Source organism: Streptomyces sp. NC-S4, assembly GCF_054353315.1.
In genome coordinates this window covers 4,638,539-4,654,692 of the sequence record NZ_CM135937.1, presented here as the reverse complement: position 1 = coordinate 4,654,692, position 16,154 = coordinate 4,638,539, and the positions used below count along the sequence as shown (strand labels likewise).

At 70.9% G+C, this 16,154-nt stretch carries 12 protein-coding genes; 6 read left to right on the top strand and 6 right to left on the bottom strand.

Going from position 1 to position 16,154, the window contains the following annotated elements:
* Positions 1–422: 422 nt before the first annotated feature.
* The gene (locus tag ACXNSR_RS20865; RefSeq protein ID WP_458637056.1) at positions 423–1,769 is read left to right on the top strand and encodes a metallopeptidase domain-containing protein; all 1,347 of its coding nucleotides are present in this window, start codon (positions 423–425) and stop codon (positions 1,767–1,769) included.
* A 24-nt stretch (positions 1,770–1,793) separates the two neighbouring features.
* Complete coding sequence (locus ACXNSR_RS20860; RefSeq protein WP_458637055.1) at positions 1,794–3,137, top strand: class E sortase; 1,344 nt, start codon at positions 1,794–1,796, stop codon at positions 3,135–3,137.
* Between the two features lie 244 nt (positions 3,138–3,381).
* On the opposite strand, the gene ACXNSR_RS20855 is transcribed toward ACXNSR_RS20860, so the two are convergent.
* The 6 genes from ACXNSR_RS20855 to ACXNSR_RS20830 form a co-directional block, all read right to left on the bottom strand.
* On the bottom strand, positions 3,382–3,627 hold the full coding sequence (locus ACXNSR_RS20855) for a hypothetical protein (RefSeq protein ID WP_458637054.1): 246 nt from the start codon (positions 3,625–3,627) through the stop codon (positions 3,382–3,384).
* Between the two features lie 502 nt (positions 3,628–4,129).
* The gene (locus tag ACXNSR_RS20850; RefSeq protein ID WP_458637053.1) at positions 4,130–4,939 is read right to left on the bottom strand and encodes a peptidoglycan-binding domain-containing protein; all 810 of its coding nucleotides are present in this window, start codon (positions 4,937–4,939) and stop codon (positions 4,130–4,132) included.
* 1,315 nt (positions 4,940–6,254) lie between these two features.
* Positions 6,255–7,865, bottom strand: a complete 1,611-nt coding sequence (locus ACXNSR_RS20845; RefSeq protein WP_458637052.1) for a sigma-70 family RNA polymerase sigma factor — start codon at positions 7,863–7,865, stop codon at positions 6,255–6,257.
* A gap of 865 nt (positions 7,866–8,730) precedes the next feature.
* A complete protein-coding gene (locus tag ACXNSR_RS20840; RefSeq protein ID WP_458637051.1) occupies positions 8,731–9,894 on the bottom strand; it encodes a tyrosine-type recombinase/integrase in 1,164 nt (387 codons plus the stop codon).
* Positions 9,894–10,112, bottom strand: a complete 219-nt coding sequence (locus ACXNSR_RS20835; protein ID WP_458643353.1) for an excisionase family DNA-binding protein — start codon at positions 10,110–10,112, stop codon at positions 9,894–9,896. The genes ACXNSR_RS20840 and ACXNSR_RS20835 overlap by 1 nt, the downstream gene beginning before the upstream one ends.
* A gap of 199 nt (positions 10,113–10,311) precedes the next feature.
* Entirely contained in the window at positions 10,312–10,803 is a 492-nt protein-coding gene (locus ACXNSR_RS20830; protein ID WP_458637050.1) for a helix-turn-helix domain-containing protein, read from the bottom strand.
* A gap of 305 nt (positions 10,804–11,108) precedes the next feature.
* Between ACXNSR_RS20830 and ACXNSR_RS20825 the strand changes: the two genes are divergently transcribed.
* The 4 genes from ACXNSR_RS20825 (at position 11,109) to ACXNSR_RS20810 (ending at position 16,094) form a co-directional block, all read left to right on the top strand.
* Complete coding sequence (locus ACXNSR_RS20825; protein WP_458643352.1) at positions 11,109–12,617, top strand: DnaB-like helicase N-terminal domain-containing protein; 1,509 nt, start codon at positions 11,109–11,111, stop codon at positions 12,615–12,617.
* 295 nt (positions 12,618–12,912) lie between these two features.
* A complete protein-coding gene (locus ACXNSR_RS20820) occupies positions 12,913–13,749 on the top strand; it encodes a DUF2637 domain-containing protein (RefSeq protein ID WP_458637049.1) in 837 nt (278 codons plus the stop codon).
* 177 nt (positions 13,750–13,926) lie between these two features.
* Positions 13,927–14,397, top strand: coding sequence for a plasmid mobilization protein (locus ACXNSR_RS20815; RefSeq protein WP_458637048.1), 471 nt, complete (start codon positions 13,927–13,929; stop codon positions 14,395–14,397).
* The gene (locus ACXNSR_RS20810) at positions 14,394–16,094 is read left to right on the top strand and encodes a relaxase/mobilization nuclease domain-containing protein (RefSeq protein ID WP_458637047.1); all 1,701 of its coding nucleotides are present in this window, start codon (positions 14,394–14,396) and stop codon (positions 16,092–16,094) included. Before ACXNSR_RS20815 ends, ACXNSR_RS20810 begins: the two co-directional genes overlap by 4 nt.
* The last annotated feature ends 60 nt before the right edge of the window (positions 16,095–16,154 follow it).

Here is a 16,154-nt window from a genome sequence, read left to right as displayed (position 1 = left end):
CCAGTCTTGGTGATCAACTGGGACAGTGGCGACCACTCGATGAGACATCGCGGCGAGCGCCGCTTCCAACAGGCCCATCCCGTGGCTCTTCAGCCTGGCTTCACAAGCCATACAAGGATGCGCTGGATTGTGGCACCCCTGTGCGCCCTGCCGCGACGGGCGCAGAGTGATCAGCAGGCACCACCGACAGCTCACGGTGACCAAGCCGGAGACCGCCGGACGGTGCGCGACACATCAACATGCGAGTCGACCAGCCCCAAGGCCCTTGAATCGTGCCGCTTCCGAGCTGCTCCGTGGGAGGTGCCGGGCGGCGATCCCTCTGCCCGGAAATAACGAGAAGGTAACGCCGCGCGAGGGTGTGGCTGGTTTTCGCTCCTACCGAGTACATCGCCTTCGATTCGAGCAACGGGAGCACAGAGCGCATGAACACCAACACGGGCAGGTTCCTGGCCGCTGCGGCATCCCTCGCCACGCTGGCAGTCGGCACTTCAGCTGCTCCGGCCGCGGCGGACGACGCCAAGACCGGACGCGTCCTCGTCGTCATGGCCAACTTCTCCGACCGTACGCACCCGGACCCGGCCGCGATGCGGGCGGACGCCATCAACAAGTACTTCGGTGCGGGCGAGTCGCTGACCACGTACTACCGGCAGGTCTCGCGTGGTCGCTTCACTTTCGGGCCTGCCGTCAAGGAAAAGGTCATCGGCCCCCTGACACTCCGCCAGAAGGCCGGCTGCGATGAGCTCTCGAAGATCCGGGAGGACATCGAGGCGCAGGTGACGGCCAAGGGTCTGGTGCGTAACAAGGACTGGGACAACCTGTCCATCGTGCTCCCCCATATCACCTGCTCCTGGTCCGGCATGGGCTCCATCGGCGGCCGCTACACCTGGCTGAACACCGGCAACAACACCGTCCCCGGGACGACGATCCGCCACGAGTTCGGCCACAACCTCGGCTTCCCTCACCAGCCCCGCTACCAGTGCAAGGACGGCAACCTCGTCAGCTGTGGCGAGCGCGCCGCCGTCGCGGGCAGGTCCCCTATGGGAGGCAACGGCGAGGCCGGACTGTCCTCAAACCAGCTGATCCGCACGGGCTGGATGGAGACTGCCGAACACCAGCGGGCCACCGGTTCCGGCACCTTCAAGCTCCGGCCCCTGTACGGCACGCAGCAGGGCATCCGGGCGCTGGAGATCCCGATGGGCAAGCAGACGAGCCTCCTCCTGGAGTACCGCCGTCCGTCCGGCTCGCTGGACAAGAACCTGGAGGGCGTCTACGCCTACCGGGTGACCGACGGCGCCTACCAGGCCGCGGTCCCGATCACCCTGTCCACCACCGACGGCAGCGGCGCGGCCACTGAACTGCACGACAAGGCCTCCAAGGTCACCGTGAAGGTGACCGGCCGGACGGCCGACGCCGCGACCGTCACCGTCAGCCTCGACGGAAAGGCGCCCGCGCAGGGCGCTGCTCCGAGTGCTGCCGTGGCGCCGGAGATCGCGGCCTTTGCCGCCTCCCCCCAGGATGTGGCCGACCCCTCCGTCCCCGACGGTCCCACCGAGGTGGACGAGACGAACACCGAAGGCGCGCAGGACGGCGGCGCATCGCAAGCCCCGAAGGCCGGGCAGGCCGACGCTATCAAGGGCCTCGCCTCGACGGGCAGTGACGGCACGACGCTCACCCTGACCGCCGTCGGCGGCACGGGGCTCCTCCTCGGCGGCGCGTTCGTGGCGACCCGCTACGCACGCTCTCGCCGCGGGACTTCCCAGGGGCGCTGACCGACCGCACGCCTCGTCCGGCCCATGCCGGTAACCACCCCGTTCGGCCCGGCTCCCGCACTTCCTCTTCTGGTGATGCGGGGGCCGGGCCGGCGATCCGACCGGAGCGACGAGCTCCGGACCGCTGGCCTCGGGCCATTCCATTTCGTGGCAGCCCGTGTCCTCAGCAGGCCCGGCCGAACGTCCGGAGGAAGGCTCCTCATGATCACGATGCGTCCGGAGGAAGCGGCTCACGGGGCGGATGCCCCCTCAGGCCGACAACACTACGAGCCGGCCGAGTGGCCGGGAGCCTGGTACACGTACGCACCTCAGACACACCCCCCGATCCCCTCACCCGACCCATGGACCGCCCACCCTCATCCGTACGACTGGCCGGAGCACGATCCGTCCGGCTGGTCGCAAGGGTGGTACACCCAGGCACCCCAGGCATGCGCACCGTCCGACCAGCCGGAAGCGTGGTACACCCGGGCATCCCAGGCACAGACCCCGATGCCTCCCCCATCCCACGACTGGCCCTCGCCACCGCAGGAGGCTTTCACCGGCCAATTCCCCGAGCTGAAGCCGGTTTTCGAGTCGACAGCGGTACCGCGGTCCGCGGGACCGGTCCCGGAGGCACCCATCGCGCGGGCGGCCGGGGCCCGGCGGGCAGCGGGCCGCGGAGCCGGTTCCGGGCGGCGTCGGGCACCCCGCCGCCCGACGGGCGCGCGCCGGCGCCGCAAGGAAGCCCCTTCAGCGGTCGCGGCCTGGGGCGCAGGCGCTCTGCTGGCCACGTCCGGGCTGGCCATGGTCCTCTTCGTCGTCCACCAGACGTGGTGGACCAATGTGGAGGCTCGCGCGGAGGCCGATGCCGCGCGCTCGCAGCTGGAACAAGCGTGGAGCGGCGGCACCCCGGAATCCGCGGCCCAGGACGCGGCAGGGGCGGGCGAGGGCTTCGCGATCATCCGCATCCCCAAGCTGGGACTGACCTCCCCGATCGCGGAGGGAACCAGCACGGAGCGGGTACTCGACAAGGGACTGGTCGGGCACTACACGGGTACGGGGCTGCCTGCCGACCCCACCGGGAACGTGGTGCTGGCAGCACACCGGAACACTCACGGCGAGCCGTTCCGGGAGATCGACAGACTGGTGCCCGGAGACCGGATAACCGTCGAAACAGCGACCGGCTCCTACACCTACGAGGTCGCCGGCCGCATTCCGGAAACGTCACCGGCCGACGTGAGCGTGGTCCGGGCGATCCCCGGCGGATCGCCTTTCACAGAGCCCGGCCGGTACATCACCCTCACGACCTGCACTCCCGAGTTCAGTACCCGGGGGCGTCTGATCGTCTTCGGCCGGCTTGTCGAGGAGCGGCTGCGAGGCCAAGCCTGACCGCCTCGGCCGGCCGGGCTCGCGTGGTGGTTCCGGCTATGGAGACGCGACCGGTCTGCGTCCCTACGGGGAGATGCGTCGCGTAGGCGGGGGTGGACGGTCGGGGTCGAGCTGCTGCGTTCTGTTCGTCGCGCCACCCCACCCGGGTCGAGGGAGTGACCGGATTCCGAAGCACCGACAAGACCATCGGACTCCGTGCCCACAGGGCCTGCCCATCGGCCTCGCCGGGATGTCGGTCGGACACTCAGACCTTTGCGCAGATGACGCCGAGCGTGCCGGTGTACTTGTCCGTGCTGTTCTCCATCTCGAAGACGAAGCGCCAAGTCTTCGAGTCGGTGCTGGCGTAGCTGCCGTACTCGTTGAGCACGCCCCTGTTGCTGTTGAAGGTGCTCAGAAGGACGCCGTTGAAGCCGTTGATCGCCCGCGTGCCGTCAGGGCAGACAACGGTCGTGCCCATGGTTGCCGAGTTCGTCGTGAGCTGCTTCGTCACAACGACGAAGTCATCCTCAACTGCGTGGGCGGCCGGGGCCGTACCGGCCGTGGAGAAGGCCAGTACGGCGGCGCAAGCTGCCGCACCGGATACCGACGATGGCCGAGGTCTTGCGAAACAGGTGCATGAGGCGTGAGCGGACAACAGGCGAATGACTGTTTGGCGCGCTTTTTGGGCAGGAAGCAGTCGATGTGATCGTCGGCGTCAGCACCCAGAGGGAGCGGAGTTCGCCAGTCGAGCGTGTCGCAAGTACTGGCGCCGCATCGGCCTGCACCTGCCCGAAGATCGCTGCCGCCGAAAGCGCCGCCGTTCCACCCGAGCCCTTGTGTCCCAGCACTACGGCCTCCTGGGTACAGCAAAAGGCCTCAAACAGACACCCACGGATGACTGGCGCCAGCATGGTGCCCCAGGTCGCAGACCGGCTGGTGGCTGCGACGATGGCGCTCTGCTCCTGGCTCTCTATGGGGCACTGGGCCTCGCTCCGCTGCACTGCCACAGGGGATCACCGGACGCCGACGTCAGGTACCTCCCGCTGGAGCGCGGCTCGGGTTGCCGGCCCGTACGAACCGCGCGGATCGCCGTTGATGCGGCGGCTCCTCTGGTAGGAAGCGACCGCGTCGGTCACCCGCTGGTTGTAGGCGCCGTTCACACGGCCTTCGTACAGGCCGAGCTCCCGGAGTCGGTACTGCAGCTCGGCGACCTCGGGACCGCTGGCGTCGCAGCACAGGCTGATGGGCCGCCGTGTGGGTGGCGGGGTCTCCGGCCGGCTGGTGGGGGGACAGGTCGCCCCGGGGAGGTGCGGTGTAACGCACCGGGTGCCTGATCCCTGCTCCGGGGTCGCCACGGGGCTGGGCGCGGTGGTGCCGGGGCGCGCGGAGGGCGGCTTCGCCCCCGCGCGGGGGTCGGCGGCAGCGGTCTCGGTGCGTTCGGCGTCCGGGGTGGGTGGACCTCCGGAGGTCGGTGCGGTCGTGGGATCGGTGGCGGGAACCGGGACGGACGTCGGCTCCGGTTCCACCCGTTGCGCGGTGGCGCGCGTCTCCTGCTGTGTGCCGGTGAGCACGGCCGCGCCGACCACGGCCGCCATCACGGCCACCAGACCCGCCGCCCTGGCCGACCGGGTCTTACCGGCGCGTCGGTGCGACGCCGCCCCCTTGCCGCGGGCCCGGCGCGGCTCGGACATGTTCCCGGGTGCGTCGGCCTTGTCGGCCAGATGGCGCAGGCCGATCGGGGACAGGGCGGCGGTGTCGTCCGCGAGCGGATACGGGCCACCGGGAACGGGGGAACCCCATGGCCCTGCGTCCGGGTGGGGCACGGACGCCCGTGCGCCGGGGTGCGGCATGGATGTGTCGGCCGCACGGTGCTCCCGTGCCGGACCGGGTTCCGGCCGCGATGACGCCGGCTGCATGATGCCCAGCACGCGTCCGGGGACGTCGGGGTGCTCACGAGGATCCGGGGCATTCGCGTAGGGGTCCTCGGCAACGGCCGGGGACCCGTACGGTGTTGCGCCGAAGTACGGGCGCACCCAGGTCCGTGCGAACGGCTCGCTGTCGCCATGCGCGTTCACCCCGCTCGCGGCGCAGGGGCAGTCCGTACCCCGGGCCGGTCGGGTGGTGCCGCATCGTGGGCAGGTCGACGGGGACACGTGCGCACATCCTTTTCTCGGAGACCCTTCGGATGGGCCTTGCCGGTGTGCGGCCGTCGCTCCGGGCGGGCCGCACTGCATGCCGCCGGCCTGGAAGCCGGCGCAGGTCCGTGCCCGGCCCCGCGCAGGGAGGCCCGACACGGCCGACTCTCGGTGTCAGCAGCCTGTGCGCCGGTGGCGGTCGGCCCGTAGCAGGAACAAGCCGAGAAGGAGCAGGGAAGCGACGGCTGCCGTACTCAGCACCGTGGCGGTGGCGCCGGCATCGCCGGAGGCGGGGCGTGTGGTGTCCGTGACCCCGGCGTCCGCGGTGTGCGATTCCGCATCCCGAGGAGAGCCGGGACTGCCGTGCTCTGCGCCGACCCGAGTGATGGCTCCGGTGGCAGCAGGCGCGGGACCGACCCGCCCTGGTAGAGCGCCGTTCTCTCGCGCACCGTCCGCAGGGATCGGCAAAGCCACCACGCTCGCGCCCGCGAACAGCGTCGCCGACGCAGCCACCACTCCGGCAACCCGATTCAGGCTGAGTCCCATGATGCTCCGCACTCCCTTGGTCCGTTGCTCTTCACGAGCAGAGAGCGGCGCGTGCGATCAACCCTCTCGCCGTTTTACCGGTTCGTTATCTTCGGTCGGAGGCGAGGGGCCGCGCAGAGCCTGTCACCCATGGCGCGCCCTCGCGCAAAGGGTGGGTAAAACACCAGGAGCGTCGGCTGGCTGACACGTCTCAACTCATGTGCCCACCGGGTCCGGAGATCAGAACCGGGTCACTCGGGGGACAGCCGATGGTCGGGGCAGGTCGGAGCCCCAACTGTCCGGCTGCCCCCACCCGGCCACGCGGTATGCCTTCCATCCGAGCGGCTCGATGACTGGAGGAACCCACCCATGAGCACCCCCTGCACGTACCACCGTTCACGCCCCGCCGGATGGAGAGGCCGAAGTCCCAGAGGGGACTCCCAATACAGGGATCAGCCGGCGGGGATGCCCGGCGGGGTCACCAGTCGGTGCGGAAGTGCAGGGACGGCGAGAGGTAGAAGTGGGGGCTCGTCGCGATCAGGGAGTCATGCGCCTCCCCACGGGCGGCGGGAGCCCACTGCTTGAGGCCGAGGTACATGTTGTCGCTGGTGAAGATGCCCGCGGTGCCCTTGTCGTCGTGCCGGTTGATGCTCCATACCTGCAGGGGGTTCGCAGCGTCGCAGACGGCCTGCCGCACCGGCGCGCCGGCTGCGGTGCTGCCTGTGTGGGCCAGGCACATGCCGGTGCCCTCGTTGCGCAGCATCACCCGACGGCGCTTCTCCTGTGCGATCACGTCCCATCCCTGGTAGGCGGCACCCGTGCACGCCGCCTCTCGCGGCTGCGCCCCCGCGTCCCTGGTTCCTCCCGGGATCTCCATGCACATCCCCGTCGCGTCGATCCGCAGCCGAGTCCGTTCACTGGGGCCCGCGGGAGCGACGGCGGGGGTCGGCGCGACCTGGGTGACGGGGACGCTCGGCACGGATGAGGGGGAGGAGCCGGGAGAGGGGCTGCGGGTCGCATCAGCCGTGGCGGTGGGCGAGGGTCCCGCCGCCTCGAGTGCCGTCGGTGGCGGCGCGGAAGTGTCGCGGACGACGGGCGGAGCGGCCCGCCGGGCATCGGTCCCGTCCGGGACGACGACGTAGACCAGAGCACCGATCGCCGTCGCGACCGCCAGCGAAAACCCGACGAGCTTCGCGGCCGGGAGCCCGGTGACCGCCCCCGAACCGCCGGCGACCGCCGCGCCTCCGCTCCCCGCGGCAGCGGCAGCGGCCGTGACGGCGTACGAGGAGAGGTACTTCTCGGCACCCCACAGCAGCACGGCGCCGGGCAGCACCACGCGCAGCCGGGAGTTGATCTCCGTCAGGTCGCGGAACGCCTTGCGACAGGAGCCGCAGTCGCCCAGGTGGCGATCCAGGCGGCGCCCGACCGTACGACGGCCCCGGCGCACCGCGGCGGCAATCAAGGGGCTGTGACGGCGGCATTCGTGTGATGCCTGAGGGCCATGGGCGTGCTCCGACAGGTACGCCTCGCGCAACCCCTCCCGGGCCCGCTCCGACAGTGACCACACCCCACTGGCACTCAGGCCCATCATGGCGCCGACCCGTTGGGCGTTCTCCTCCTCCACCAGCGTGTGCCACAGCACGGCCTGCCAGCGCTCGGGCAGCGTGCGGAAGCCCCGCAGGACCAGGTCGTCCTCCTCGCCGCGCAACGCGAACTCCTCACCGCCCCTGGCATGCGGGACGGCCTGTTCCCAGCGTTCGACGTCCTCGGTCAGCTCGGCCCGGCGGGCCGTATCGGCCCAGGCCATGGCCGTGCGCCGTACCACGGTCAGCAGATACGGCCGCCACGGCCCTGTTGGCCCTCCACCCGACCGCGCCGCCTCAAACGTCTTTGCGAACGCCTCGGCCGCAAGGTCCTCGGCGGTGTGCGAGTCGCGGCAGCACGTACGCGCGTACGCCAGCACGGCGGACCGGTGACGGGCGTACAGCTCCGCCATCGCCCCCTGCTCGGCGCCGCTGCGTATCGACTCCGCCAGGTCCTCGTCCGACTGCTCGGTCTCGGCGACGGACTGCCCCGCATACTCAGTCATAGGTGCTCCTGAAGTCCGGCCGGACGGCGCAGTTGGTGTGCTCCGGGAGGATCGGGCAACAGCCCCGTGCAGAAGGCTCGGTGGCAGCTCGATTCCCTTGCGCCCTAGCGGAATCCAGGGATCCGGTAGGCGTCGTCCGACGAGAATAGATGTACGTTCCATGGGTGGGGCGTCCGCGGTGTTCCGAGTACGCCAGTGGCGCGTAACGGCGGGTGCGCTCCGATTCCACCGCCGCTGTTCAGCCGGACGCCATCGGCCCCGCCACACGCGGGACGACCTACCCAGCCCGGCGGGATTTCGCCGGCCTCGCCCGCTCCGGACAGGCTGGCGTCCAGAGCGAACGTGGCGGCCCCACTGGCAGGCAGGCGCGGGGGCAGGCAGCGTCCGACGTCGTTCATGGGCTTCCTCATCCCTCTTCTCGCACGGCCTTCACCAGGGCCGACGCGCCCTGCCCTCCCCCCTCCTGTGCCGTTGCAGAACCGTTACCTGATGAATCTCGGCACACCGCCCTGGAGCGGAACCCGGGCAGGCCGAAGATCCGCGCGCCGACACCGTCAGCACGGCGAGCCGACGACTGGCCAGCCCCAGGCCCAGGTGCCCAGGGTGAAGGGACGACGATCTGCTCACCCGACCGACCGCCTGCACTGGACGACCAAGATCAGTTGCTTCGCGCTACTGGCTGCTCTGGGTGGTGCTGGGCAGACGCCCAGCAGGCGGGCGGCCTCGCTCAGGTGTACTGCTGCACATGCGGATACCTTTCGCCGTCCTCCGCGGGCTGCGGGACTCCTCTGTGCCGCCAGGGCTGCGGTCAGTTGTGGCGGGCGACGTTGACGGCCGAGAGAAGGAGCGGCCGTCCACACCTGCGTCAGGATTCCCTCGCCAGCCACGGCCTCGGCTTCATCTTCGAAGCAGCCTTCTCGCGGGCCGCGCGGACCCTTGAGTCGATGCCGTCGGCGACCTCCTGCTGACGTTCGTCGTCGGAATGCTGGTAGATCATCGCGGCCTTCTCCGAGGACTGGCCAGCGCGAACCATCGTGTCCTTCAGCGTCGCGCCGGACTGCGTCGACAGGGTGTGGCCCGTGTGGCGCAGGTCGTAGAAGCGGAAGTCCTTCGGCAGCCCCACCTTCGCGCGTGCCTTGGCCCATTTCCGGCCGAAGGTCGTGCGCCGGAACGGCGCCCCCTTCTCCCCCACGAACAGCAGCCCGTCAGGCTGCTTCTCGGCGAACCAGTCCAGGTGCCGCTTGACCTCCATGGAGAGGAAGGCCGGCAGGTGGATGGTGCGGACGCCCGCCGCCGACTTGGTGTCGCCCTCGACGCGGCGGCCGGTGTTCAGTTCCGGGGCCGCCTCGGTGATCCGCACGGCGAGGGGGGCGAGGGTGACCGAGGTCCGGCGCAGGGCCGCCTGCTCCTCCGGGCGCATCGGGCCGTAGGCGCAGAAGTAGACCATCAGCCGCCAGCGCGGGCCCATGGCTTCGGCGAGGGCGTCGACCTGGGCGACGGTCGCGGTCGAGCGTTCCTTGGCCTGCTCGCTGCCCGCGCCCCTGATGCGGCACGGGTTGCGGCGGATCAGCTCGTCGTCGGTCGCCGTCTCCATGATGGCCTTCAGCAGCCGGTAGGACTTGGCGACGGTCGTGGCGCCGGTGGCGGCCAGGCGCTCGGCCCGCCAGGTGCGCACGGCCTGCGGGGTGATCTCGTCGAGGTCCCGGTCGCCGAAGCCGGGCAGGACGTGGATCCTCAGGAGGCGGCGGTACAGCTCGTCCGTCGTCGCGGCGAGGCCCCGCTCGTCGACCCACCGGAGGGCGTACTCCTCGAAGTTGACCTTGCCCACGTCCGGGTCGGTCCAGAGGTTGCGCTGGATGTCGGCCTTGGCGAGGGTGAGCCAGTCCTGCGCGTCGGTCTTCGTGGCGAAGGTCTCCGGGGCCGTGCGCCGACTGCCGTCGGGAGCCCAGTAGCGCGCCTGCCAACGACCGGACGGAAGCTGGCGGGTGGTACCGAATTGGCGCCGCCGCTGCGGCTTGCGGGCCGCCATCAGGCCGCCTTCCCGAAGCGGGAACGCGCTTCGCGGAGGGTCGGGACGGTGCCCGCCTCGATGTACGCGGCCAGCACGCTCTCGGCGATACGCACGTGCTTGCCCAGCTTGACGTAGCGGATCCGGCGTTCCTGGATCAGGCGCCGGATGAAACGAACGCCGGTGCCCAGGCGTTCGGCGGCCTGCTCCACGGTAAGGAGGGTGTCGGGGGTGGTCACCTCCTTCGCGGCGCGGGGACGCTGGACGGAGGCGTGGGGTATCGCCGTGTGGCGCAAGCAGTGCTCCGGATTCTGGCCGCAGGCATGGGCGGGGGCGGCAACCCCCAGAGCCGGGCCGTGTGTCGTTCAGGGATGGGATGGGCGATGCGGCTGCGCACTGGGGGTTTGCGGGCCCAGGACAGCGTGACGGGGAGGGCGGCTACTCGGCCGGAGGCGGCCCGTACCGCTCGGTGTTGATCTTCTGGATCTCGGCGGCGATGGCGTTGGAGACCATCACGTCGGCCTCTTCGCGGATCTCCGGATGGTCATCCAGGTAGATCGCGAGTTCGTCCCGCGCCTTGCTGGCTTCGAAGCCAGCGCGCGCGGAGGCCCGGTAGGTGGCCACCACGTTGTCGATGAGCTCCATGGCGCGGTCCATGGCCGCCAGGCTGGGCGGCCCGACGAAGTTGCTGAGCGGGACGCCGAAGATCTCGGCGAAGCCGATGGCCTCGTCGAGGTTGATCCTGCGCTTGCGGTTCTCGATGCGCCAGACCGCGGACGGGTTCATGTCGAAGCCCGCTTCGTTGAGCAGGTCCGACAGCGCGGTGGTGCTCCAACCGCGCTTCTCCCGTTCCAGTTTGATCCGTACGGCGACATTGCCCTCGCCGCTGAGCAGCACCCCCTCGGGGGCGTCGCTCTCGTCGTCCGGCATCAACCCTCCTTTCGCTGCGACAGCCACGGTTCTGCGGCATGAAACAACAGTACATCACCCTCTGCGATCTGCATAGCTCTCTGCCAATCGCATAATCTGTGGTACTGTCGGAACATCCCCAGAAGACCGCACCTATCCGCTGGAGCCCGCCATCCCATAGACGGACATGCAAAAAGCCCCCCGGTGGTCCAACACCGAGGGGCTCGAAGCACAAACCTCACGCCGCCCATCCCTGAACGACTGACCTGCGAAGCCGGGATTGCCGTCCCATGTGGCCAAGCAAGTAGAGGAGCTCCTTGTCCAGTATGGACGACCCCCTGCCGCACCTGCCACACCCCGCACCAATGGACATGACCGCCGTGCCGCCCCACGACGTGGAGGCGGAGGCCGCCGTCCTGGGCGCCTGCATGCACGGCGCCGACGTCATCGACGCCGTCCGCAACCTGCTCGACGGGCCAGACTTCTACCGGCCCGCCCACGAGACGGTCTGGCGCACGATCCTCGCTCTGCGCAGCGAAGACCTGCCCACGGACCCCATCGTCCTCAGCAACCGCCTGGAGGAACAGGGCGACCTGGACCGGATCGGCGGCAGGGTGTACGCGCACCAGCTGTACGGCGCGACACCGTCGGCCGACAACGCGATCCACTACGCGGGCATCATCCGCGAGAAGGCCAAGCTGCGCCGCCTGCGCGCCTCCAGCATCCGCACGATGCAGCGGACGATGGAGCCGGGCGCCGACCCCGATGTCATCCGTGGCGAGATCGAGTCGGAGGTCCGTGCCGAGCGTGAGCGGGCTCTGGCCTCCGGGCAGGGACGGCTGTCCCGGTTCATCACCGACGGATGGAGCTTCGTCACCGAATCCGGCGCCGACACCGAGCCCCTGTGGGGCACGCGTGAGCAGACGGCCTGGTCTTCGGGGGAGAGCCTGATGCTCGTCGGCGCACCGGGCGTCGGCAAGACGACCCTTGCGCACCAGGTGGTCCTCGCCCGCCTGGGCCTGGCCGACAGCGTCCTGGGAATGCCGGTCGCGCCGGGCAAGCGGGTGCTGTACCTGGCGCTGGACCGGTACAAGCAGATCGCCCGCGCCCTGGCCCGCCGTATCCGGCCCGAGCACGAGGCACGCATACGCGACGGGCTCGCCGTCTGGCAGGGCCCGCTGCCCGCGACGCTCGACAAGGAGCCCGACCTCCTGGCCGACCTCGCCGCCGCCCACCAGGCCGACACCATCGTGATCGACAGCCTGAAGGACGCCGTGAGCACCATGGTCGACGACGCCCTCGGCGTCGCTTACAACAACGCCCGCCAGCGGGCCATGCGCGCCGGGGTCGAGGTCCTCGAACTGCACCACCAGCGCAAGGCCGGCGAGGGCACCCCACGCGCCCAGAAGCCCACCCTGGACCGGGTCTACGGCTCCACCCACATCGTCTCCGGCGCGGGCAGCGTCCTGTACGTGGGCGGAGAAGCCGGCGACCTCGCCGTCACGCTCCACCACCTCAAGACCCCGACCGGCGAGATCGGCCCGCTCCAGGTCATCCACGACCACGAGCGCGGCACCACCACGGTCGACCCCGCCTTGGACCCCGTCGAGATCCTCCGCAGGCGCCCCGACGGACTGACCGTCCGTGAACTCGCCATCGTCCAGAGCGGCGAGAACCACCCCGACCGCGCGGCCACCGAGAAGGCCCGCCGCACCCTGGACCGCCTTGTGAAGACCGGGCTCGCGGTCAAGGCCGAAGGCACGGCAGGCGGCACCGGAGGCGGCCAGCAGGCCCGCTACCGCGCCTCCGTCCGGCACATCGGCGCCGTCTCCTAAACCCGGTACAGGGCTGGGGGACCGTACACGGAGGCGTACACGCGCCCTTGGGGCACAGCCCGCCCACACCGCCTCGCCGGCGTACACGCAGCTCGCAAACCCGCAGGTCAGACGTTCACGCACCCGTACACGCCGTACACGTGCCAGAGCGTTCACGCGCGAGCCCCCCTTTAGAAGGGGGCTCGCGTGTACGCCCCTTCCGTGAACGCCGTGATCGCCCTCAGAACCATCCCCAGGAGAGAACCCTCTGCGCACCAACCCGATCCTCCATCGCCACCGTCCCACCACTGCCGCAGTGGCGGCCGGACGGTACGTACTCGCCGCAGCCGGAGCAGTGATCATCCTGCTGACCGCCGCCGGGTTCTGGCTCTCGTACGCGCATCTGGCCGAGGTCGCCGGCGCCCACGGCCTGGCCGCCTTCCCCATCCGACAGTGGGCGTGGCCAGCCACCCTGGACGCCTTCGTCGTCATCGGCGAACTGCTGATGCTGCACGCCGCGCTCCGCCGGGAGCGGGACGGGTGGGCCGTGGCACTGACCGCCATCGGATCGGTCGGCTCCATCGCCCTGAACGTGGCGGGCGTCAGCGGCACCGGAGGCGCCCCCGTCCCCGTCCTCAACTACGTCGTCGCCGCAGTCCCGCCGACAGCGGCCCTGCTCGCCTTCGGCGTTCTGATGCGCCGCATCCACGCCCTCGTCGCAGTGCCCGCCGCGTTGGCGGATGCCGAGGCGACGCCCTCCCCTGTGGCGGAGCGACACCGACCCGCCCGCCCCGAAGCCGCGGACCGCCACGCGGACGGAACCGCCTCACCCACACCGGTGGCGCCCACCGCCCACCCTGTAGACCGCCACCTTGTCAACACACCGCCCACCGGGCAAGACACCGACGTCTCGAAGCAGCGAACCTCCCCCGCAACGCCGGCCAAGACCGCCAAGCCGCGACTCCCCCGCGCCTCCATGGACCAAATCGTGGAGATTGGCCGCACCACCACGCTCGGCGTCAAGGGCCGCTACTCCCGCCGCAACATCGAGGCAGCCGTCCGCGCCAAGGGCCTCTCCATCAGCAAGGACCGGGCGGAGGAAGGCCAGAGACGTCTGCAGGCCGAACTCGACGAAACCCGCAGCGCCTCCTGACCGGCCGCCTCATACCTCCCGCCCACGCTCAGCCCCACGCAGGAGCACCACGTGCACGACCAGCAGAGCCCGTCGCCCGTCCAGCCCGAGGCCACCACCCCAGCTTCAGGCGCAGCAAGTTGGAGGTTCGGACACTCCCCCGCCGGGGGTGCGTCCGAACCGAAGCCCGCCCCGGGGGTGGCGGACTCCGTCCCGCGCCAGGGGGCACGGGACGGGGAGGCTGCGACCGAGGGCGGACCGCGGCCTGCCAAGCGCCGGGGCAAGCCCCGGCTCCGAGCCAGCGAGCAGCGCATCGCAAAAAGCGTCCGCCTCAGCGAGCCAGAACTCGCGCTCGCCTCCGCCGGCGCAGCGGCCGTCGGCATGACCCTGGCCGGCTTCCTCGCGCACAGCACACTCGCCGCTGCCCGCGACCTGAACCGCACCGCTGCCGTCATCGCCACCGAGCAGGACGTCCTCACCACCCTGTTCGCACTGCGCCGCCAGCTCGGCATCGCGAACAACAACCTCAACCAGACGGCCAAAGCCCTGCACCTGGGCATCGCCCCCGAAGGACTCGACGACACCATCGCCGCCGTCCGCCGCGCCGTCGAGGACATCCGCCACATCACCACCCGCATGATCGACCCCGAAGGAACCCAGACCGCTTGATCCCCTCCATCCACAAACAGGGCGCCAGCACCGCCGGTCTGATCGCCTACCTCTTCGGCGTCGGCCGGAGCGAAGAACACGTCGACCCCCACCTGGTCGCCTCCTTCGACGGCCTCGCCCCCGACCCCGGCCGCGACCCCGGTGCCACCGAGCAGGACCTCCAGCAGCTCCTCGACGAACCCCTCCACCTCCTCCCCGAGGACACACGACCGGACAAGCACGTCTGGCACGCCTCGGTCCGTGCCGCCCCCGGCGACCGCACGCTCACCGACGCCGAGTGGGCGGACATCGCCCGCCGCGTCATCACCGCCACCGGCATCGACCCCGGCGACGGTGCGGGCTGCCGCTGGGCGGCCGTCCGCCACGCCGACGACCACATCCACCTCATCGCCACCCTCGCACGCGAAGACGGCCGCAAGCCCGACCACCACCGCTCCGGCAAGCGCGCCCAGGCGGAATGCCGTCGCATCGAGGCCGCCTACGGCCTGCACCGCGTGGCGCCCGGAGACGGGACCGCGGCCAAGCGCCCCACCAGCGCCGAACGCCACAAAGCCCAACGACAGGGCCGGGGCCGTACCGCCCGCGAGGAGCTGCGCGAGACCGTCCGCCGCGCCGCCGCGGGTACCGGCTCGGAGACGGAGTTCTTCGACCGCCTCGCCTCCGCCGGCCTCCTCGTCAAGCGCCGGATCGCCCCCTCCGGTGACACCCTCGGCTACACCGTCGCCCTGCCCGAGGACCGCAACAAGGACGGGGCGCCCGTCAACTACTCGGGGTCCAAGCTCGCGCCCGACCTCTCCCTGCCCCGCCTCCGCGAACGCTGGTCCGGCGCACCGACCCGGCCTACGCCCGCCCAGGCAAGCCGTCCCGCATCCGCTCGTCGCCGCGCCACGGGAGCCGTCTGGCAGGCCGTGCTCCTCATCGATCACGGTGACGACGGGACCGTGGCCGCCCAGCTCGCCGCCGCCGGCGAAGTGCTCGACGCCCTCGCCAAGACCTCCGCCGCCCACACCCGCACCCAGCTGCGGCAAGCGGCCACGGCCTTCGAACGGGCGGCCCGCTCCCACGTGCGCGCCGAACGCGGCCAGGACCAGGCCCTGCGCCAGGCCGCCCGCAATCTCGTACACAGTGGTCCGGCCCTGGGGCGGGGTGAAGACGGTGCCACGGGCGCGATGCTGATCGACATGGCGTTCTTCCTCGCCGTAGCGGCATCCGCCTGGCACGCCAAGAAGAACCACGCCCAGCAGGCCGTCGCCGCCCTCCAGGCGGCCGACCATCTTCGGGCCGCCTACGAGGCCGCCGCGGCCCAGCCCATGGCCCTCCTCCAGCAGCGAGGCCGGCACATGCCCCGACCCCTGCAGCACCAGCAAGCGACGGCCCTGCGCCACGCCGTCCCCGACCTGGCGGAACAGATCCTGGCAGAACCCGGCTGGCCCGCCCTGGCAGCCACCCTCGCCGATGCCCAGGCCGCAGGCCACAGCCCCGCCGACCTGCTCGCCGAAGCTACCCAGCGGCGGGAGTTGGGCAGCGCCACCTCCATCAGCGACGTCCTCGTCTGGCGGCTCCGGCACCTTGCGCAGATACCCGCCGACCCCAGCAGCACGCCTGTCGGCACGGTGCGCACCGGCAGCATCCAGGCCCCGGCGTCCACCGTGCAGACGACCGTCAAGTCCGCCAGTGACAACGCCCGCCGCCGCTGAGCCGGACTACAGCAGCACCTCTTATATCCGACGATCCGGGATTATCGAATTCCCGGATCC

Excerpts from the sequence above, each read along its gene's own strand:
- ACXNSR_RS20825 (WP_458643352.1), top strand. The coding sequence starts at position 11,109 with ATGGACGACCCCCTGCCGCACCTGCCACACCCCGCACCAATGGACATG.
- ACXNSR_RS20845 (WP_458637052.1), bottom strand. The coding sequence starts at position 7,865 with ATGACTGAGTATGCGGGGCAGTCCGTCGCCGAGACCGAGCAGTCGGAC.
- ACXNSR_RS20830 (WP_458637050.1), bottom strand. The coding sequence starts at position 10,803 with ATGCCGGACGACGAGAGCGACGCCCCCGAGGGGGTGCTGCTCAGCGGC.
- ACXNSR_RS20840 (WP_458637051.1), bottom strand. The coding sequence starts at position 9,894 with ATGGCGGCCCGCAAGCCGCAGCGGCGGCGCCAATTCGGTACCACCCGC.
- ACXNSR_RS20865 (WP_458637056.1), top strand. The coding sequence starts at position 423 with ATGAACACCAACACGGGCAGGTTCCTGGCCGCTGCGGCATCCCTCGCC.
- ACXNSR_RS20860 (WP_458637055.1), top strand. The coding sequence starts at position 1,794 with ATGCCGGTAACCACCCCGTTCGGCCCGGCTCCCGCACTTCCTCTTCTG.